Genomic DNA, 20087 nt, shown 5'->3' on the forward strand with positions numbered 1-20087 from the left:
CATTGTGAAAAAGGTTTGCCATGAAAATGAATTTTGCCGGGCGGGAACTGGATATGTCCCGCTGCCACGTGATGGGCGTTCTGAATGTAACACCGGATTCGTTTTCCGATGGTGGCCAATATAACCGGCCGGATGCGGCTCTCGTCCGGGCCAGGCAAATGGTTGCCGATGGCGCCACGTTTATCGACATCGGTGGTGAATCCACGCGCCCGGGTGCCACGCCCGTGTCGTTGCAGGAAGAGCTGGACCGGGTCTGCCCGGTGGTTGAGGCAGCAGCCCGGGAGCTCGACGCGGTTATCTCGGTAGACACCAGTGCGCCGGAAGTGATGGCTGAAACGGCAAAACTCGGGGCCGGCCTGATCAATGATGTGCGGGCCCTGCAGCGTGACGGTGCTCCGGAAGTGGCTGCAAAAGCGGGCATACCGGTTTGCATCATGCACATCCAGGGGGAGCCGGATACCATGCAGGATCGTCCCGAGTACCGGAATGTGCGTCGGGAAGTCAGTGCTTTTCTGACCGAGCGCATCCGCGTTGCGGAGCAGGCCGGAATTCGCCCTGAAAACATCCTGCTGGATCCCGGCTTCGGTTTTGGGAAAAGCCTTGAGCACAACCTGCAGTTGCTGGCCTCCCTTGAGCAGATGCACATCCTCGGGCATCCCCTGCTGGTTGGCGTTTCCAGGAAGTCCATGTTGGGCCATATCACTGGCCGTGAGGTGAATGAAAGGTTGCCTGCGAGCCTTGCGGCCGCGACAATAGCGGCCATGAAGGGTGCCAGTATTATTCGTGTGCACGATGTCAGGGAAACAGTGGACGCTATCCGTGTGGTGGCGGCAGTGAAGGAGGCAGGTTAATGTCCGAGAGAAAGTACTTTGGTACGGACGGTATTCGCGGGCACGTGGGTGAGTTTCCGATAACGCCGGAATTCATGCTGAAACTTGGCTGGGCTGCGGGCCAGGCCTTCAAGCGCGATGGTCAGCGCAACAGCGTACTGATCGGCAAGGATACTCGCCTGTCCGGTTACATGTTTGAGTCGGCCCTTGAGGCTGGCCTTGCGGCGGCGGGTGTGGATGTAAAGCTGCTTGGTCCGATGCCAACGCCGGCAATCGCTTACCTGACTCGCACTTTCCGCGCTTCGGCCGGCATTGTGATCAGCGCCTCCCACAATCCCCACCACGACAACGGCATCAAGTTCTTCTCAGCGGCCGGCACCAAGCTGGACGATGCTCTTGAAGCCGAGATCGAGCGCTGGCTGGACAAGCCCATTGAGGTTTGTGGCCCGACTGAGCTGGGCAAGGCCTCCCGCGTTGACGACGCGCCGGGCCGGTATGTGGAATTCTGCAAGAGCACTGTGCCCAATGAGTTTACGCTCGACGGCATGAATATCGTATTGGACTGTGCCCATGGCGCCACCTATCACGTGGCCCCCAAGGTATTTCGGGAGCTTGGGGCCAAGGTTTCGGTTATCGGTGGCGATCCCGATGGGCTCAATATCAACCTTAACGTTGGCTCCACTCATCTGCAGGCGCTCAAGGCAGCAGTGATCGAAAAAAACGCTGATCTGGGGATCGCATTCGATGGGGATGGCGATCGGGTTCTGATGGTGGATCGGGACGGATCCGAGGTCGACGGCGATGAGCTGCTCTACGTCATCGCGTCCCAACGCTTTGCCGAGGATCGCCTGAAAGGCGGTGTGGTCGGTACGCTGATGACCAATCTGGGTGTCGAGCTTGCTTTGAATGAAATCGGAATCGAGTTCGAGCGTGCAAAAGTCGGCGACCGTTACGTGATGGAGCGGCTGCTCGCCAACAACTGGGTGCTCGGTGGCGAAGGCTCTGGCCACATGGTTATCCGCGACTGCACCAGTACCGGTGATGGTATTGTTTCGGCGCTGCAGGTCCTTCTTTCGGTGTGGAAGTCCGGGAAAACCCTTGCGGATCTGCGGAAGGGGATGAGCAAGCTCCCCCAGAAAATGATCAACGTTCGGGTGGCGCAGCGTTTCGATCCGTTCAGTCGTGATGATATCGTAGCTGCGGTGCGCAAGGCCGAAACCGAGCTGGGCAGTTCCGGCAGGATTCTGTTGAGGGCTTCTGGCACAGAGCCGCTGATCCGTGTGATGGCGGAGGGGCAGGACGCCAGCGAGATTCTTCGGGTAGTCGAGGAACTGGCAAAAGTTGTGGAGAAATCCACCGCTTAATTTTGTGTTTTCAGGCGGTTGTCTGCCGGGAGGGAGTGCTGTATAGTTCGCCCTCCCTAACGTTCGGGAACTGTTATGCGTCGGAAGATTGTAGCCGGAAACTGGAAAATGAACGGGTCAAAAGACCTGGCACAAACGCTGGTAAGCGATGTGCGATCCCAGGCGGCCTCTCTTGATAATGGCGTTGAGGTTGTTATCATTCCTCCCGCTATTTACGTCCCGGACGTAGTTGCCAGCGCAGGCGATGTACTGTCGGTCGGTGTTCAGAACGTGGCGCAATGGGCGTCCGGAGCCTACACCGGTGAGATTTCCGCGGACATGGCGTTGGATCAGGGCTGTCAATACGTCTTGGTCGGTCATTCCGAACGTCGCCAGCTCTTCGCTGAGACAGACGCTGCAGTGGCCGAAAAAGTCGGTCGCATTCTCGCTTCCGGGCTCCAGGCCATGGTTTGTGTTGGTGAAACCCTGGAAGAGCGTGAGGCTGGTAAGGCCGAGACCGTTGTTGCCGCCCAGGTAAAGGCCGGCCTTGCGACGGTCACAAGCGAGCAGTGGCAGCGTGTAGTGGTTGCCTATGAGCCTGTCTGGGCGATCGGAACAGGTAAAACCGCTACGGCACAGGACGCGCAGGCAATGCATGCGTCGATTCGGCAGGTGCTTTCAGAGATGGGCGCGCCGGCCAATGAGATTTCCCTCCTTTACGGGGGCAGTGTAAAAGCGGATAATGCAGCCGCTCTTTTTGCCGAGCCGGATATTGACGGCGGTTTGATCGGCGGAGCGTCGCTCAAAGCAGAAGATTTTGTAAGTATTTGCCGGAGTGTTCCGGCGGGTACCTGAATTTAAAGGTTCGCGAGAGTCGTTATGGATTGGGTAGAAACGCTGGTAGTCGTTGTGCACGTGGTGATCGCGGTGGCGCTGGTGGGTCTGGTGCTGATCCAGCAGGGCAAAGGCGCAGATGCCGGCGCTGCCTTTGGTGGTGGTGCATCGCAGACTGTGTTTGGTAGTCAGGGTAGCGGTAGCTTTCTCACCCGCTTCACGACTCTGCTCGCAGTGGTATTTTTTGTAACAAGTTTCTCGCTGGCGATTTTTGCCAAGCAGCGTGCCGAAGTGGCAGGCGAAGCCGGTATTCCTGTTGTTCAGGAATCCAGCAGCGCAGCCCCTGCTGATACCGCTGCTGACAATGGCGAAGCCGCAGCCAGCGAAGCCGAGGGTGGGGAGTCTGATCTCCCTGAACTCGAGTAAGAATGTTGCCCGGGTGGTGAAACTGGTAGACACGCTATCTTGAGGGGGTAGTGGCGAAAGCCGTGCCGGTTCGAGTCCGGCCCCGGGCACCATATTAGAAGAAAAACGGCTTGGAGTTTCCAGGCCGTTTTTTTTGGTTAGTCCTTGACCAGTCTGTCCGGCGTCTCTATACTCCGGCGGATATTGGGACCTGCCGCTTGGTGCTGGCGGGTTTCTGGCAGGCCAGGTGTCTGTCAGCAGGAAGCGGTACACCGGTTTGCTTCCTGCGAGTTCTTGCAACAAAAGGCCCCATTGTCAGGGGCTTTTTGATTAAGGGGCCTGGCGCAAAGGGCCCTGGTGCATAAAAAGGGCTGATAAAACAGCCCTTTTTTTGTTTTTGGGGCCGGTAAATTGATAACGGAGAAGGCACAACTTGTCAGCCAAGCTTAAGCAACTGGAAGACATTCTTCAGCCCGTGGTGGAAGGTCTGGGGTATGAGTTCTGGGGCATTGAATTCCGCTCGCAGGGCCATCATTCCCTGTTACGGGTGTTTATTGACGATGCCGAAAACGGCATCGGAGTCGACGACTGTGAGAAAGTCAGTCGCCAGATCAGCGGTGTGATGGATGTGGAAGATCCCATCCAGACCGAATACACACTGGAGGTCTCATCCCCGGGGATGGATCGCCCGCTGTTTCGTCTAGAGCAATACGAGGCCTTTGTTGGTCATCAGGTTCAGATTCGTCTCCGGATGGCATTTGAAGGTCGCCGGAAGTTTCAGGGGCTGATCAAAGGCGTGGAAGGTGATGATGTGGTTGTGGTCGTTGATGATCACGAGTATCTGCTGCCATTCGACAGCATTGAAAAAGCCCACATCGTGCCGGTATTTGAGTGAACGATTTGAATAAAGTCCGTGGACGCACAGTTGATTTTAAGGGCAGGGCAATCCAATGAGTAAAGAGATCTTGCTGGTGGTTGAATCCGTCTCGAACGAGAAAGGTGTCGAGAAGGATGTGATTTTTGAAGCGATCGAGCTGGCACTGGCCACCGCTGCCAAAAAACGCTTTGAAGACGAAGAGGCGGATATCCGCGTATCAATCGACCGGAAAACCGGCGAATACGAAACCTTCCGCCGCTGGCTGGTGGTGGATAACGATGCCGTTCCTGCGCTGGGCACTGAGCTCACCCTGCAGGAAGCCGAGGAAATCGACCCGGCCCTGAAGCCTGGCGATATCCACGAGGAGAAAATCGAATCCGAAGCCTTTGGCCGCATTGGCGCCCAGGCTGCCAAGCAGATTATCTTCCAGAAGGTTCGTGAAGCTGAACGCACCAAGATTGTGGACAGCTACCGCGACCGCGTTGGTGAGCTGGTGTCGGGTACCGTCAAGAAGGTTACTCGCGACAACGTGATTGTCGATCTGGGCGCCAATGCCGAGGCGCTGCTGCCCCGCGAATTCCTGATCCCCCGCGAGACGTTCCGGATGGGTGACAGGGTGCGTTCGCTGCTGCTGGAGATCCGTACGGATCACCGCGGTCCCCAGTTGATTCTCAGCCGCACCTCTCCGCAGATGCTGATCGAGCTGTTCCGCATCGAAGTGCCCGAGATTGCTGAAGATCTGATCGAGATCCGCGGCGCTGCCCGTGATCCCGGTTCCCGGGCCAAGATTGCGGTGAAGACCAACGATCGCCGTATTGATCCCGTTGGCGCCTGTGTTGGTATGCGTGGCTCCCGGGTTCAGGCCGTGTCCAATGAGCTGGGCGGTGAGCGCGTTGATATCGTGTTGTGGGACGACAACCCGGCACAGCTGGTGATCAACGCCATGGCCCCCGCAGAAGTGGCGTCCATCGTGATGGACGAAGACGGGCACACCATGGAAGTGGCAGTGGCGGAAGACAACCTGGCACAGGCAATCGGCCGTAACGGCCAGAATGTCCGCCTGGCCACCGACCTGACAGGTTGGACCCTGAACGTGATGACCGAGGAAGAAGCCGGTGAGCGTCAGGAACAGGAATACAGCCGGCTTGTCGAGCATTTCATTGGCAATCTGGATGTTGATGAAGAATTTGCCGGTGTGCTGATCGAGGAAGGCTTTACCTCTATTGAAGAGGTGGCCTATGTGCCGATGGAAGAGATGTTGGCGATCGAGGGCTTTGACGAAGAGACCGTCACCGAGCTGCGCCGCCGTGCCAAGGATGTCCTGTTGAATCAGGCCCTGGCAAGCGAGGAAGCGCTCGAGGGCGCCGAGCCGGCAGACGATCTTCTGGGAATGGCCGGCATGGACCGCAGCCTGGCCTTCAAACTGGCCGGCATGGGTGTGCGCACCATGGAAGATCTGGCAGAGCAGTCGGTTGGCGACCTGCTTGAGATTGAAGGTATGGATGAAGAGCGTGCTGGTCAGCTTATCATGACCGCACGTGCCCCCTGGTTTGAAGACCAGGCTTAATTCGGGAGGAGGACCAGTATGGCTGAAGTAACGGTAAAACAACTGGCCGAAGATGTAGGCGCTCCCGTGGATCGTTTGCTGAAGCAGATTGTGGAGGCTGGCCTGAAAGCCCGCTCCGAGAATGACTCTGTCTCCAGCGATGAGAAGCAGCAGTTGCTGGCCTATTTGAGAAAGACCCACGGTGAGGCTGACGCCGAGCCGCGCAAGATTACCCTGAAGCGTAAGACCACCACCACGCTCAAGGCCGGCAAGGCAAAGACCGTCAATGTTGAGGTTCGCAAGCGCCGTACTTACATCAAACGGGCGGAATTGCAGCCTGAGGCTGAAGCGCCGAAACCGGAAGAGCCGGTAGCTGAGCAGCAGCCGGAGCAGGCACCGGTGGAAGAGGCGCCAAAGGTAGCGGCCGAGCAGGCCCAGCAGCCGGAAGCAGAGAAGCCCGCAGAGGCAGCGACTGCAGAGCAGCCGGAGCAGGCAGAGAAGGCCGAGCCGAAGAAAGAGCCGGAGCCTGAGCCCGAGCCGGTTCCCGCTCCGGAAGATATGCCGATGCCTCCGCCCGAGGGCGATGGCAAGGACCGCAAGCCGAAGAAAAAGAAAGAAAAAGTTCGTGAGCGCGGCGACGAGATCGAAGAGGGCAAGCCGAAGAAGAAGCAGGCAGGCCATCGTGGTCCTCGCAGTCGTCCGGTGGAAGAGCCGCTGGTTATCTCCGAGGATGAGGAAGAGACCACGCTGCGCAAGCCGCTGCGTGCGAAAAAGAAACCCAAAGAGAAGCGTCATGCTTTCGAGAGGCCGACCAAACCAATGGTCAGAGAAGTAGAGATTCCGGAAACGATATCTGTCGGTGACCTTGCCCAGCGTATGGCAGTCAAATCGGCTGATGTTATCAAGACCCTGATGGGCATGGGCGTCATGGCCACCATCAACCAGGCACTGGACCAGGAAACTGCCGTTCTGGTGACCGAGGAATTGGGTCATAAAGCCAAGACCGTCAGCGACGATGCGTTCGAGGAAGAGGTTCTGAGCGAATTCTCCTTCGAGGGCGGCGAAAAGACCAAGCGGGCTCCGGTTGTGAGCGTGATGGGTCATGTTGACCACGGTAAGACCTCCCTGCTGGACTACATCCGCCGTACCAAGGTGGCCTCCGGTGAGTCTGGTGGTATTACCCAGCACATTGGTGCTTATCACGTAGAAACGGATCACGGCATGGTGTCCTTCCTGGATACCCCGGGCCACGCGGCCTTTACCGCCATGCGTGCCCGCGGTGCCCAGTGCACGGATATCGTTGTCCTGGTTGTTGCCGCCGATGACGGCGTGATGCCACAGACCAAGGAAGCCGTCCAGCACGCGCGCTCCGCCGGGGTGCCGATCGTTGTTGCCATCAACAAGATGGACAAGGAAGAGGCCGATCCCGATCGCGTCAAGACCGAGTTGGCGGGCATGGAAGTCATTCCGGAAGACTGGGGCGGTGACGTTCAGTTCGTGCCTGTTTCAGCACACACCGGTGAGGGCATTGAAGATCTGCTGGAGGCGTTGTTGCTTCAGGCAGAAGTGCTCGAGCTTGAGGCGGCAACCGATGCGCCTGCCAAGGGCGTGGTCGTAGAATCCAGCCTTGAGCGTGGCCGCGGTTCCGTTGCGACTGTCCTGGTACAGAACGGTACCCTGCGTCAGGGCGACATGGTTGTGGCCGGTTCCTACTTCGGTAAGGTCCGTGCGATGACCGATGAAGCCGGTAAGCAGGTCAAGGAAGCAGGCCCGTCTATTCCGGTCGAGATCCTCGGTCTGAACGGAACACCGGATGCCGGTGACGAGTTCTTCGCCGTTGCTGACGAGAAGAAGGCCAAAGAGCTGGCCGAGTTCCGTCAGAGCCGCGAGCGGGAGCAGCGTCTCCAGCGTCAGCAGGCCGCCAAGCTTGAGAACCTGTTCGAGAACATGGGCAAGGACGAGGTCAAAACCCTCAATGTTGTGCTCAAGACCGACGTTCGGGGTTCGCTGGAAGCCATCACCAAGGCCTTGCAGGACCTGGGTAACGATGAGGTTCAGGTCAAGATCGTGTCGTCCGGTGTTGGCGGTATTGCCGAGACCGACGTCAGTCTGGCCATGGCAACCAATGCGGTTATCTTCGGTTTCAACGTCCGTGCCGACACAGCGTCCAAGCGCCTGGTTGAGCAGGAAGGTCTGGATCTGCGCTACTACAGCATCATCTATAACCTGATTGATGATGTGAAAGCAGCCCTGACTGGCATGCTGGCACCGGAATTCCGCGAAGATATTGTTGGCATCGCCGACGTGCGTGATGTGTTCCGTTCGCCGAAGTTTGGTCAGGTGGCCGGTTGCATGGTTACTGAAGGCACGGTTTACCGTAACAAGCCGATCCGGGTTCTGCGGGACAATGTGGTTATCTTTGAAGGCGAGCTGGAATCCCTGCGTCGCTTCAAGGACGACGTACCTGAAGTCCGTAACGGTATGGAATGCGGTATTGGCGTTAAGGGTTACGACGTGAAAGTCGGCGACCAGATCGAGGTTTTCGATCGCGTCCGGGTCGAGCGCAAGCTTGAGTCCACCGGCGCGTGATGCGCCCGATTTTGAAGGAAGCCTAATGCCAAGAGAGTTCAGTCGTATTGATCGCATCGGCGATCAGATGCAACGGGAACTGGCCCAGCTCATCCAGCGGGAAGTCAAAGACCCGCGGGTGGGTATGGTCACGGTCAACGCAGTCAAGGTCAGTCGTGATCTTGGCTACGCCGATATCTATGTTTCCCTGCTTTCCACCGAAGAACTGACGGAAGAGTCTCCGGAGGTCCGGGAATCGATTGCGGTGCTCAACAAAGCCTCGGGCTTTCTGCGGGGCCAGGTAGGTCGCGCAATGAAGCTGCGGGTTGTGCCACAGCTGCGTTTCCACTTCGATACGCTGCAGGGATACAGCCGCAAAATGGATAGCCTCATTCGGGAAGCGGTCGGCGACAAGCCGGCCGTTGACCGCACCGACGATGATCAGGATGACCCGGAGCGTAACGCTTGAGCCGCAGACGCAAAGGCCGTGACGTTAACGGTATCCTCGTTATCGACAAGCCGGCAGGTGTTACCTCCAACGGCATCCTGCAGCAGGTGAAGCGCCTGTTCGGGGCCGCCAAGGCGGGCCACACCGGTGCTCTTGATCCCCTGGCCACGGGCGTGCTGCCGCTGTGCTTCGGTGAGGCCACCAAGTTCTCCCAGATGATGCTCGACAGCGACAAGGCCTACATTGCCACCGCCCGGCTCGGAGTCCAAACCGAAACCGGTGACAGTGAGGGCGCCGTCGTTGCCGAGAAACCGGTACCGGCCGGTCTCACCGCGGAGGTGTTGGAGCCGTTACTTGACGGTTTCCGGGGTGATATCCAACAGGTTCCCTCCATGTACTCGGCGCTCAAGCACAAAGGGCGTCCGCTCTACGAATATGCTCGCGAAGGTATCGAGGTGGAACGTCCGGCAAGACCGGTGACCATTTACGAACTGACGCTCCTGGATATTCGCGAGAATGAACTGGATATCGCGGTCAGCTGCACCAAGGGTACGTACATTCGCTCACTGGTTGAGGATATCGGTGAAGCCCTGGGCTGCGGAGCCCATGTGACGGCGCTGCGCCGTACCATGGCGTCCGGGTTCACCCTGGCCGATGCCCATGCCGTGAGTGATCTGGAGGCGATGCGTGAACGGGGTGAAAGCCTTGATGGTCTCCTCGTGGCACCGGATGCCGCGCTGTCCATGTTCCCCGAGCACCGTCTGGCGGGGCAGGCGCTGGTATCGATCTTGAACGGACAACCGGTTAGAATACCGGGTCAGGCTTACGACGGGTTCGTGCGTCTCTATGCGAATGAGAGCGCTAACGAAAGCTTCGTCGGGCTTGCAGAAGCATTCCCGGAAGGCGAGCAGACCAATCTGGTCCCACGCCGACTGGTGAAAAGCAGCGGAAAGCGTTAGGCGCGTCGCTGTCTAGCCGGGCTGTAGAGATGCGCGGTTCGGCCGTATTCGAAAGCATCGCAAACAATGAGGTGAGTTATGGCACTTTCTGCCAACGAGAAAGCACAGATCGTTAAGGATTTTCAGCAAGGTGATGGCGATACCGGTTCCCCTGAAGTTCAGGTGGCACTGCTGAGCGCGAACATCAACAAGCTGCAGGATCACTTCAAGGCCAACAAGCAGGATCACCATTCCCGCCGCGGCCTGATCCGGATGGTAAACCAGCGTCGTAAGCTGCTGGATTACCTCAAGCGCAAGAACGCCGATCGTTACCTGGAGCTCATCCAGCGTCTGGGTCTGCGTCGCTAATCCGGGTCTTTACGACCTGAGGGCTGTGCCGGTACGTCCGGCGGCAGTCGTCAACCAGCAGTCCTCCTCGCGGGGACTGCTGGTTGTGTTTTTTCCCACTGCAGTTGGATTGTCTGTGTGTTCGAAGGATTCCCTGTCGTAATGGAAAGCCGAAATTGATAGCAGGTTGTTGAAAAGCCCGGGCCTGGCGGCCTCCGGAACTGCCGCCTCCCAGACCGGGGTTTTGCAACAGCCTGTTAGCTTTCAGACGGGTTGCTCTTCAGACCACAGTACATCATCTGCAGAACTATGGTTTCGAGCGCAGGGGCGCCCGGAACGAATCAATCTGGAACAGATAGACCAGGAGTTTTTTGTGGATCTGAAACCTTTCAAGAAATCATTTGAGCTTGGCGGCAAAACCGTCACTCTGGAGACCGGCCGTATTGCCCGTCAGGCAACCGGTTCCGTACTGGTAACCGTGGATGATATTTCCGTTCTCGGCACCGTTGTTGGCGCCAAAGAAGCCAAGCCCGGCCAGCCGTTCTTCCCGCTGACCGTGAACTACTTCGAGAAGACCTACGCCGTGGGCAAAATCCCCGGTGGCTTCTTCAAGCGCGAAGGTCGTCCTTCCGAGAAGGAAACCCTGACCTCCCGCCTGATCGACCGTCCGATTCGTCCGCTGTTCCCGAACGGCTTCATGAACGAAGTTCAGGTCATCACCACGGTTATGTCCTCCAGCAAGAACCAGGATCCGGATATCGCCGCGATGCTGGCGGCTTCTGCCGCGCTGTCCATCTCCGGTATCCCGTTCGATGGCCCCATTGGTGCGTCCCGTGTGGGTTACACCAACGAGCGCGGTTACTTCCTGAACCCTACCTTCGAAGAGCTGCAAACCTCCCTGCTGGACATGGTTGTTGCCGGCACCGAAGACGCGGTTCTGATGGTTGAGTCCGAAGCCAAGGGCCTGACCGAAGACCAGATGCTGGGCGGTGTTCTTTACGGCCACCAGGAAATGCAGACAGCGGTTGCCGCCATCAAGGAGTTCGCTGCTGAAGTTGGCAAGCCCCGCTGGGACTGGCAGCCGGCGACCGAGAACACAGAGCTGCTGAACGCCATCAAGGCCGACTTTGCCGGTGCTATCGAGGAAGCCTACGGCATCCGCGACAAGATGGCCCGTTACGAGCGCCTGGGTGAGGTGAAAGCCGCTGCCGTTGAAAAACTGGCCGGTGAAGAGGAAGGCCAGCCTTCCGAAGACGAAGTTAAAAAGTACTTCGGCAAGATCGAGAAGAGCGTGGTTCGCCAGCAGGTTATCGATGGCAAGCCCCGGATCGACGGTCGTGACAACAAAACCGTCCGTCCGATCGAAATCGAAGTGGGCGTTCTGCCCAGCGTTCACGGTTCTGCCCTGTTTACCCGTGGCGAGACCCAGGCCATCGTGACCACCACGCTGGGTACCTCCCGCGATGTGCAGATCATTGATGCCTTGGAAGGCGAGCGCAAGGACCCGTTCCTGTTCCACTACAACTTCCCTCCGTACTCCGTAGGTGAAGCTGGTCGTGTGGGCACCCCGGGCCGCCGCGAAGTCGGTCACGGTCGTCTGGCCAAGCGTGGTGTTCTGGCGGTTATGCCGACCCTGGAAGAATTCCCGTACGCCATCCGTGCGGTTTCCGAGATCACTGAATCCAACGGTTCCAGCTCCATGGCTTCTGTCTGTGGCTCCAGCCTGGCACTGATGGACGCGGGTGTACCCATCAAGGCACCGGTTGCCGGTATCGCCATGGGTCTGGTCAAGGAAGGCGACAAGTTCGCGGTTCTGACTGACATCCTGGGTGACGAAGATCACCTGGGCGACATGGACTTCAAGGTGGCCGGTACCCAGGAGGGCGTAACTGCCCTGCAGATGGATATCAAGATCAACGGCATCACCGACGAGATCATGGAGCTTGCGCTCGAGCAGGCACACGCTGCGCGTCTGCATATCCTGGGCGAGATGAACAAGGTGATCTCCGAGCCTCGTGCCGAGCTGTCTGCCCGTGCGCCGAGCATCACCACCATCAAGATCAATCCGGAGAAAATCCGCGACGTTATCGGTAAGGGCGGTTCTGTTATCCGCGCGATCTGTGACGAGACCGGCGCCTCCATCGATCTGGATGATGATGGAAACGTGAAGATCTACGCCGACAACCAGGAAGCTGCCCAGGCGGCGGTGAACCGGGTCAAGGAAATCACGGCCGAGATTGAAGTGGGTGCCATCTACAAGGGCCGCGTAGAGCGCATTGTAGACTTCGGTGCCTTCGTTAACATCCTGCCTGGTAAGGATGGTCTGGTGCATATCTCCCAGATCTCTGATCGCCGCATCGAGAACGTGACTGACGAGCTGAGCGAAGGTCAGGAAGTTCTGGTGAAGGTGCTGGATGTGGACAACCGTGGTCGCGTGAAGCTGTCCATGAAGGAAATCAAGGAAGGCGATCAGCCGACCGATTTCTCTGCCTGATCGTTTTCGGGCTTGATAAAAACCCGCCTTTCCTCTGGATTGGCGGGTTTTTTCTTGCGCTTGGCTTGGTTGCAAGCGGCTGTTGGGTTTCCCTTTTCAAAAGACGCTACGAGCACATCCATGTGCGCTTGTTTCGGGCCGTCCTTGGCCCTCAACACTTTTGAAAAGGGAAACCCAACAGCCGCCCACACTCTATCGCCCAGCATTCATGAAGCGAAGCACCTCTCTCCGGTACCCGGGAATAACAAACGTCGCCCCGTGAGGCGTATCCGTCTGCAAGAACTCTTTGGGCTCCTGTGCTGCCTCAAACAGCGCCTCTCCATGATGAAAGGGAATAATCCCGTCTCGAACGCTGTGGATTACCATCACCTGCACCGGACTGATCCTAGGAATATGATCCACACCTTCGTAGTCGTCGGGTATGGTCCAGCTTAGCGGGATCTGCAACGGCCAGGTAAGCCAGAACCCACCTAATTTCTCCCGGGCGATCTTGCGAAAGCCGGAGAAGGTACCATCCAGGATTACACCGTCCAGCCGGGGCTGTTCCTCCCTCTGAGTCCATTCACTGGCCAGGGCGATTCCGAGACCGCCGCCGAGGCTCTGGCCGAGGATGTATAGGGGGCGGTCGGTCACGTCAGGTTTTTTGGCCAGCCAGCGCAGGCCGGTTTCCACGTCGTGCAGCGCGCCTTCGATGTCCGGGTCACCGGTGGATTTGCCGTAGCCCCGGTAGTCGATGGTAAAGACGTTGTAGCCTCTCTCGGGCAGCCACGCTACGTTGAGGATGTGGCTGCTGACGTTCTGGGCGTTGCCATGCAGGAAATAGACTGTGCCCCTGGCGTTGTTCTCAGGGGCTTCTGCGGGCAGCCACCAGCCATGGAGGGTTTCGCCGTCGGCCGTGTCGAGGTAGATGTCTTCGTATTCGAGGTTCAGTCGGTCCGGGGTGATGTAAGTCACCCGATCCGGGTAAAAGAAAACGCTGCTGCAACCGGATAGCAGCAGAAGCGCAACCAGAAGCCCGCTTAACCGGGCCGTGGTGGCAGTCAGAAATACGCGTGGATTCCGGCGTGCCATAGGCTTTGATACCTGTCGTAGTGGTCTTCCCGGGTGAACTCGGCAAACAGACTGAACTCGCGGCCGATGTGCCAGTTGGCTTTGGCGTAAAGCTGATCCTGGCGGTGTTGGCTGCTAACGATCCAGGCCTTGGTTTTGGCACCGGCGAGCAGGCTGAACTGGTTGTTCTGATGGAGCAGGCCGATGTCGGCGCCGGGGGCAGCATCGTAGCCTCGGCGCAGGTCGTCGTCGATTTCAAGGTCGGCGGTGGCGATGGCAAAGGCCTGGGTCTGGTTGCCAAGGCGCCAGCTGCCGCCAGCTCCGCCCTCGAGATAGGGCGTCAGGACCCGATCGTTGCCAGTATCCGTGCGGCGGCCACCAAAACCTACCTGCCAGGACAGTGGCGAGAAAAAGGCGTTCCGCGGGCTCAGGGAGCGGATTTCCACGCCGGTAAGCTGTTCCAGTTGAAGTTCGTCGTTGTCGGTATACAGGCGCGCGTCGAGTCGGAGGAACTGCAGCTGGGCACCGGTACGGTAGCCGGCCGGCGGGTCCAGCACATCGTGGTAGGCCGGGCGCAGGGTCAACTGGGTGAATTCCCTGTGTGCCTGCTGGCCTGCTCCGAGGCTCAGTCGGAAGGTGTCGTGGCCCTGATCATCCCGAACTACCGGTTCGGGTGGTTCCTCGGGCGGTGCGACGTCGCTGATCTGGCTGCGCTCTCTCAACAGGTCATGGGAGAGTGGTGCGGCGATTTCACGGGGCCAGCCGTCGGCCTCGCTCTTGTATCGAACATAATCGTAGGTGGCGTCCAGAACATGTGCTCTTTGCTCGGCTGGCAGTGACTTCACTTCGCTACCATCAGCGGCTACATATCCGTTGGCGACGGCTGCCGCAAGGGTCTGTTGATCGTCGGGCAGGCTAGAGAGACTGTAGGCCACCGACGTGGCAGCCGAGGGGCGGTAGTAGACTTCGCTGACCAGATCCTTGTCGACCACCCAGCGAACCGTGTCCGACGGAATGGCGTGAGTGCTTACTTCCCCCAAAAGGTCCGTGCCCGGGCGGGCAATGTCTATCAGCGCCAACAGGCGATAGGCGCAGTTTTCATCGAAGAAGTAATAATCAAAATTCCGATCCCGTATTTCCCAGGCGTGGGCAATCATCAGGTCCACTTCATCCTGGGTAAGGTTCAGTTTGTACTCCCACAGGTCACGATGTTCGATGTCGGAGTAAAGCCGAATTTTCTCGTAGTACGGCTGGACCGTAGTGATGCCGGGATAGCCGCCGAAAATGCCCTTGTACGCGAACAGCAGTTCACTGTCGTGGGCGGCGGCATCAGCGGCATAGGAGATTGTGTTGGCCAGCAGCAGGTTGGTTTCGTCGTCATCCTGGGGTGGGTCCAGGCGCAGAAACGTGTGGCCGAACATGGAAGACGGGCTGTTGAGGTAAGAGGCGGCAAACACCAGGGTCACCGTCTCGGTGTTCAATGTTTCCGACCATTCCTGGAAGCCGGGACACTCGATTTCCGGTAGCGACAGATCGAGTTGCTGACTGAGCCAGGTCGCCCGTGCCGGGAAGCGGCAGAGGGCGTGGTCGTCGCCTTCCCCGTCTATCTGGATAGCATCCAGGGTGGCTTTGAGCTCTGCCCGGGGGGAGTGCTTGCCATTTTCGCTCAGGAAAAAGGCCGGATCATCGGCCTGGCTGGTATATCCGCTACCAAACCTGTCGGGTTGATAATGAATGAGTGTGAGCCAGGCAGGGTCGAGATGGAGCTCGGTTGCGTGTTCAGGCGAATTGGCCTGGGTCGGCAGGCTGACTGCAAGCCAGATCAGGGCTGGCCCAATGCGAAGCATGTTGCCCATGGGTTGGTGCTGCATCCGGGGTTGAACAGGGTAGAGAATGGAACGATGCGCCGTCCCTGGCGCATGAGAGTCCCTTCAAGGAGCCTGGATCAGGCTGCTACGTATTTGCTGAGTGACTCGTTTTGCTCCAGGAGCGCGACGATGGCGTCCACGGCTTCGCCGGAGGTGGTGTCAGAGTCCGGGAAAATGGTGGCAAAGTTGTCCTGCAGCACCTTGCGGAACGCATCGCGATCCGCTTCGTCAACACCCAGAAGTACTGCCAGGGTGTCCAGGTTCTCGCCGGAACCGCGGGACATGTCCCGGGCCACCTTGTCGATGTTGCTGTCCATGTACATGGCCATGGACTGAACAGACTGGTTGGTCTGGCAGCCAAGGGTACCTGTGGTCATACCAAACGTCTGGTTACCAAAGGTACCGTTGGTGGTTGCAGCGAGTACGTGGGGGGCAATGCCGGATTGTCCTTTCCAGATCATGGCACCGACGCCACAGCCCGGTTGGGCAAAGGCCATGGAAGAGGCACCAAGAAGAATTGCACCTGCGATCAGTTTTTTCATTATCCACTCCTTCCTGTGGTTTAAAGCTGTCGTCGCAATACACAATGCTGCTCCTGACGTGGAGCAGCATTGCGAAAACGGCCCTGACTGGTCTTGTGGAGACAGGTTGACCGTTGATCTGAGTATAGTTGAAATCCAGCCAACGCAAGTTTAAAGATTGGTGAGTATTTGATTTAGCCCAAAAAAAAACCGGAGCAGCGTGCATGCTCCGGTTTTATGCTTCGAGGCAAGGATCCAGGATCAGCCGCCCAGATAGGCGTTCTGGACATCCGGGTTGTTGAGCAGATTCTTGCCCGTGTCGTGCAGGCGAATCTTTCCGGTTTCCAGCACGTAACCCCGGTCTGCCAGGTTGAGGGCCTGGTGGGCGTTCTGCTCGACGAGGAAAACCGTAATGCCTTCCTCGCGAAGCTGGCCGATGATCTCGAAGATCTGCTTGATAATCAGCGGTGCCAGGCCCAGTGATGGTTCATCAAGGATGATCATCTCTGGCCTGCTCATCAGGGCCCGCCCGATAGCCAGCATTTGCTGCTCGCCGCCGGACATGGTGCCGGCACGCTGATGTTCACGTTCCTTGAGGCGCGGGAAGAGCTCGTAGACGTGCTCCTGGCTCTTGCGGATTTCGGCCTTGGTGTTGAAGAAACCACCCATGTGGAGGTTTTCCTCCACGGTCAGGCCCGAGAACACCCGACGCCCCTCCGGAACAATGGCGATGCCGGAGCGCATGATCTGCGCCGTGGATTCGTTGGTGATTTCCCGGCCCTCCAGGAAAATGCGTCCTGAACTGGCCCGGGGGTTACCGCAGACGGTCATCAGCAGCGTGGTCTTGCCGGCGCCGTTGGCGCCGATCAGCGAGACGATCTCACCCTTTTTGACTTCGACAGACACCCCGTGCAAGGCCTCGATCTTGCCGTAGTGGGTATGGACATCTTCTAGTACTAACATGTGTTTACCTCAGGCCTCGCCCAGATAGGCTTTGATCACGTCGTCGTTCTGGCGGATTTCTTCCGGTGTGCCACTGGCCAGGGGGCGGCCCTGGTTGATGACGTTGATGCGGTCGGAAATATCCATTACCAGGCTCATGTCGTGCTCAATCAGCACTACGGAAACGTTGTAGTCCTCTTTCAGGCTGATGATCAGCTGGTTGAGTTCCTTGGTTTCCGCCGGGTTGAGGCCGGCTGCCGGCTCGTCGAGCATTAACAGCTTGGGCTCGGTGACCATGCAGCGGGCAATCTCCAGACGCCGTTGCTGACCGTAGGCGAGGTTGCCGGCTTCCCGGTTGGCCAGATCCAGCAGGCCAACCCGATCCAGCCAGTAGGCGGCCCGATCCAGGGATTTCTGCTCTTTGGTCCGGTAACTGGGGGTTTTGATCAGGCCCGAAATCAGGTTGGTGTTCAGGTGGCGGTGTTGAGCCACCAGCAGGTTTTCCACCACCGTCATCTGGCTGAACAGCCGCACATGCTGGAAAGTGCGCACCATACCCAGTCGGGAGATCTTGTAGTCGGGTTTACCCTGTACTTCCTTGCCCTCGAACAGGATCTTGCCGCCCGTGGGCTTGTAAAAACCGCTCATGCAGTTGAATACAGTGGTTTTTCCAGCCCCGTTGGGGCCGATGATGGACACAATCTCGTGTTCCTGAACGTCCAGAGACACTTCGTCTACCGCCAGCAGGCCGCCAAAGCGCATGGACAGATTCTGTACTTCAAGCATCGTCTGTCACTCCTGCCTTTTGAGTTCAATATGAATGCGGCGCATGGGCATCAGGCCCTGCGGACGCCAGACCATCATCAGCACCATAGCGGCACCGAAGATCAGCATGCGGTATTCGGAGAACTCACGGGCCAGTTCCGGCAGGATGGTGACAGCGATTGCCGCCAGTACCACACCGATCTGGGAACCCATGCCGCCGAGAACCACGATCGCCAGGATGATGGCAGACTCCAGGAAAACAAACGATTCCGGGCTGATGAAGCCCTGCTTGGAGGCGAACACAGTGCCGGCAAAACCGGCAAAGAAGGCGCCAATGGTAAAGGCGGACAGCTTCACTGCGGTGCGGCTGAGACCCAGGGAGCGGGCAGCGATCTCGTCTTCCCGCAGTGCTTCCCAGGCCCGGCCCACGGGCATCCGCATGAATCGACGGATTACGAGCGCGGTGAATACCGCCAGAACCAGGGCAATGAGGTACAGGAAGATAACCTTGTGCTCACCGCTGTAGGCGATGCCGAAGGTTTCGTGGAACGAGGTGTTGCCCTCTTCCTTCACCCGGCGCCCGAATTCCATGCCGAACAGGGTTGGATCGGGGATGCCACCAATGCCGTTGGGGCCGCCAGTCAGCGTCGTCCAGTTGTTCAGGAGTATCCGGATGATCTCGCCAAACCCGAGGGTTACGATGGCCAGATAATCCCCCCGCAACCGGAGTACCGGAAAGCCCAGCACCAGACCGAACAGGGCGGCAAGCAGAGCACCGATAGGCAGTGCCAGCCAGAACGAAATGCCGGTGTACTGGGAGAGCAGGGCAAAGGTGTAGGCGCCCACGGCGTAGAATGCCACGTAGCCAAGATCCAGAAGTCCGGCCAGACCGACCACGACGTTCAGGCCAAGGGCCAGCATCACATAGATCAGCACCAGTGTGGCCAGATCCACGGAACCGCGGGACACGAAGAAGGGCCAGAATAGTGCAAGAACCACGATGCCGGTCAGTACCCAGGACTCAATCTTTGCCCGACGGTTTTCCGCCATCGGCTCTTTGTTGGATTGGGGCAGAGGATGGGGAATGCTCTTCAGGCCTCCCATGATCTGTTCCCGGAACATCTGGAACAGGAATACGATCACTGCCGCGAGCAATACCATCACGATGGTGGTGGCATCGGCGCCGGTCAGGGTCACGTTGATGCCCTGGGCCTCAAGATTGAACCCAATGATCGGGTAGGAAATGATCAGTGTAATGAACGCGCAGAAAAGTGCGTGTCTGAAATTGTTAGCAGCCATCAGATCTTCTCAACCTCCGGTTTGCCGAGCAGGCCGGTGGGTTTGAACAGCAGAATCAGAATCAGCAGGCTGAATGAGATCACATCCTTGTACTCACCGCTGAGGTAGCCGGAGGTCATGCTCTCTGCCACGCCCAATATCAGTCCTCCCAGCATCGCGCCGGGTATGCTGCCAATGCCGCCAAGTACCGCTGCGGTAAAGGCTTTCAAGCCGGCAATGAAGCCGAACAGAGGATCAACCGAACCGTAGTACATGCCCAGAAGCAGGCCGGCAACGGCTGCCAGTGCCGCACCGATCACAAAGGTTGCCGAGATGATCCGGTTGGTGTCGATGCCCAGCAGGTTGGCCATACCCAGGTCCTGTGACACGGCCCGGCAGGCGCGGCCAGTCCGTGAACGGGAAATAAACAGGGACAGGGCTGTCATACAGATCAGTGTGGTGATGAAGATGGTGATCTGCATATAGGACAGGGACATCTGGAAACCGTCACCGGAACCGAAGTTGAAACCACCGTCAATCAGGGCCGGGAAACCAATGTTGCGGGATCCCTGTGCCAGGTGAACGTAGTTCTGCAGGAAGATGGACATGCCGATGGCGGAGATCAGCGGGATCAGGCGGTGACGCCCCCGCACTGGCCGGTAAGCCACCCGTTCCACTGCCCAGCCCATGGAGCTGGAAACGATCATGGCACACAGCAGGGCGACGATCAGTATCAGCGGCAGCCAGGCAAGGCCGAGGGCGGTGAGGCCGGTAATGGCAATCAGCGCCGTGTAGGCACCGATCATGTAGATTTCACCATGGGCAAAGTTGATCATGCCAATGATGCCGTAAACCATCGTGTAGCCGATGGCGATCAGGGCATAGGTGCTCCCGATCGTCAGCCCGTTAATGAGCTGCTGAGAAAAATACAGGAGGTCTTGCATTGTTATGGGACTCCGAAAGCCTGCCCCCTCCACGACCACACCCCGTGCCCGGGATATCCGGGCAGGAGGTGGGGAGGATCAACAGGAG

19 protein-coding genes and 1 tRNA gene are annotated in these 20087 nt (G+C 58.3%); 12 read left to right on the forward strand and 8 right to left on the reverse strand.

The window, feature by feature from the left end; genetic code table 11:
* The first annotated feature begins 20 nt into the window (after positions 1-20).
* The 12 genes from folP to pnp all read left to right on the forward strand — a co-directional run bounded on the left by folP (position 21) and on the right by pnp (position 12631).
* The gene (gene folP, locus BM035_RS16935; protein ID WP_008171527.1) at positions 21-851 is read left to right on the forward strand and encodes a dihydropteroate synthase; all 831 of its coding nucleotides are present in this window, start codon (positions 21-23) and stop codon (positions 849-851) included.
* Positions 851-2194 (forward strand): phosphoglucosamine mutase, encoded by a 1344-nt coding sequence (glmM, locus tag BM035_RS16940; protein WP_008171529.1) that lies wholly within the window; start codon positions 851-853, stop codon positions 2192-2194. The genes folP and glmM overlap by 1 nt, the downstream gene beginning before the upstream one ends.
* 75 nt (positions 2195-2269) lie before the next feature.
* Entirely contained in the window at positions 2270-3028 is a 759-nt protein-coding gene (gene tpiA, locus BM035_RS16945) for a triose-phosphate isomerase (RefSeq protein WP_081467510.1), read from the forward strand.
* 24 nt (positions 3029-3052) lie between these two features.
* A complete protein-coding gene (gene secG, locus BM035_RS16950; protein WP_008171532.1) occupies positions 3053-3433 on the forward strand; it encodes a preprotein translocase subunit SecG in 381 nt (126 codons plus the stop codon).
* 7 nt (positions 3434-3440) lie between these two features.
* A tRNA-Leu gene (locus BM035_RS16955) sits at positions 3441-3525 on the forward strand.
* A gap of 320 nt (positions 3526-3845) precedes the next feature.
* The gene (gene rimP / locus BM035_RS16960) at positions 3846-4307 is read left to right on the forward strand and encodes a ribosome maturation factor RimP (protein WP_008171533.1); all 462 of its coding nucleotides are present in this window, start codon (positions 3846-3848) and stop codon (positions 4305-4307) included.
* A 55-nt stretch (positions 4308-4362) separates the two neighbouring features.
* Positions 4363-5856: a transcription termination factor NusA gene (gene nusA / locus BM035_RS16965; RefSeq protein ID WP_092033274.1), complete on the forward strand. Its 1494-nt coding sequence runs from the start codon at positions 4363-4365 to the stop codon at positions 5854-5856.
* Positions 5857-5874: 18 nt separating this feature from the next.
* The gene (gene infB, locus BM035_RS16970) at positions 5875-8424 is read left to right on the forward strand and encodes a translation initiation factor IF-2 (RefSeq protein WP_092033276.1); all 2550 of its coding nucleotides are present in this window, start codon (positions 5875-5877) and stop codon (positions 8422-8424) included.
* 25 nt (positions 8425-8449) lie between these two features.
* On the forward strand, positions 8450-8872 hold the full coding sequence (gene rbfA, locus BM035_RS16975) for a 30S ribosome-binding factor RbfA (RefSeq protein WP_008171536.1): 423 nt from the start codon (positions 8450-8452) through the stop codon (positions 8870-8872).
* Positions 8869-9810, forward strand: coding sequence for a tRNA pseudouridine(55) synthase TruB (gene truB, locus BM035_RS16980; protein ID WP_053113039.1), 942 nt, complete (start codon positions 8869-8871; stop codon positions 9808-9810). The genes rbfA and truB overlap by 4 nt, the downstream gene beginning before the upstream one ends.
* 78 nt (positions 9811-9888) lie before the next feature.
* A complete protein-coding gene (rpsO, locus tag BM035_RS16985) occupies positions 9889-10158 on the forward strand; it encodes a 30S ribosomal protein S15 (RefSeq protein WP_008171539.1) in 270 nt (89 codons plus the stop codon).
* Positions 10159-10516: 358 nt separating this feature from the next.
* Entirely contained in the window at positions 10517-12631 is a 2115-nt protein-coding gene (gene pnp / locus BM035_RS16990) for a polyribonucleotide nucleotidyltransferase (RefSeq protein ID WP_441295082.1), read from the forward strand.
* On the opposite strand, the gene BM035_RS16995 is transcribed toward pnp, so the two are convergent.
* From BM035_RS16995 to livH, 8 genes are all read right to left on the reverse strand, one after another.
* On the reverse strand, positions 12607-12837 hold the full coding sequence (locus tag BM035_RS16995) for a hypothetical protein (protein WP_008171543.1): 231 nt from the start codon (positions 12835-12837) through the stop codon (positions 12607-12609). The genes pnp and BM035_RS16995 overlap by 25 nt on opposite strands.
* Positions 12824-13702 carry an alpha/beta hydrolase gene (locus BM035_RS17000; protein ID WP_008171545.1) on the reverse strand — a complete coding sequence of 293 codons (879 nt, stop codon included), beginning with the start codon at positions 13700-13702 and terminating at the stop codon, positions 12824-12826. Before BM035_RS17000 ends, BM035_RS16995 begins: the two co-directional genes overlap by 14 nt.
* Positions 13672-15537 (reverse strand): Lnb N-terminal periplasmic domain-containing protein, encoded by a 1866-nt coding sequence (locus BM035_RS17005; protein WP_008171546.1) that lies wholly within the window; start codon positions 15535-15537, stop codon positions 13672-13674. The genes BM035_RS17000 and BM035_RS17005 overlap by 31 nt, the downstream gene beginning before the upstream one ends.
* 89 nt (positions 15538-15626) lie before the next feature.
* Complete coding sequence (locus BM035_RS17010) at positions 15627-16091, reverse strand: DUF3015 domain-containing protein (protein WP_008171548.1); 465 nt, start codon at positions 16089-16091, stop codon at positions 15627-15629.
* A 240-nt stretch (positions 16092-16331) separates the two neighbouring features.
* On the reverse strand, positions 16332-17033 hold the full coding sequence (locus BM035_RS17015; RefSeq protein ID WP_008171549.1) for an ABC transporter ATP-binding protein: 702 nt from the start codon (positions 17031-17033) through the stop codon (positions 16332-16334).
* Positions 17034-17042: 9 nt separating this feature from the next.
* Complete coding sequence (gene livG, locus BM035_RS17020) at positions 17043-17798, reverse strand: high-affinity branched-chain amino acid ABC transporter ATP-binding protein LivG (protein WP_008171552.1); 756 nt, start codon at positions 17796-17798, stop codon at positions 17043-17045.
* 6 nt (positions 17799-17804) lie between these two features.
* Entirely contained in the window at positions 17805-19076 is a 1272-nt protein-coding gene (locus BM035_RS17025; RefSeq protein WP_008171555.1) for a high-affinity branched-chain amino acid ABC transporter permease LivM, read from the reverse strand.
* Entirely contained in the window at positions 19076-19999 is a 924-nt protein-coding gene (gene livH / locus BM035_RS17030) for a high-affinity branched-chain amino acid ABC transporter permease LivH (protein WP_008171556.1), read from the reverse strand. The genes BM035_RS17025 and livH overlap by 1 nt, the downstream gene beginning before the upstream one ends.
* Positions 20000-20087: the final 88 nt, after the last annotated feature.

Origin of the sequence: Marinobacter sp. DSM 26671 (assembly GCF_900112835.1) — a bacterium.
Classification (GTDB): Bacteria; Pseudomonadota; Gammaproteobacteria; order Pseudomonadales; family Oleiphilaceae; genus Marinobacter; species Marinobacter flavimaris.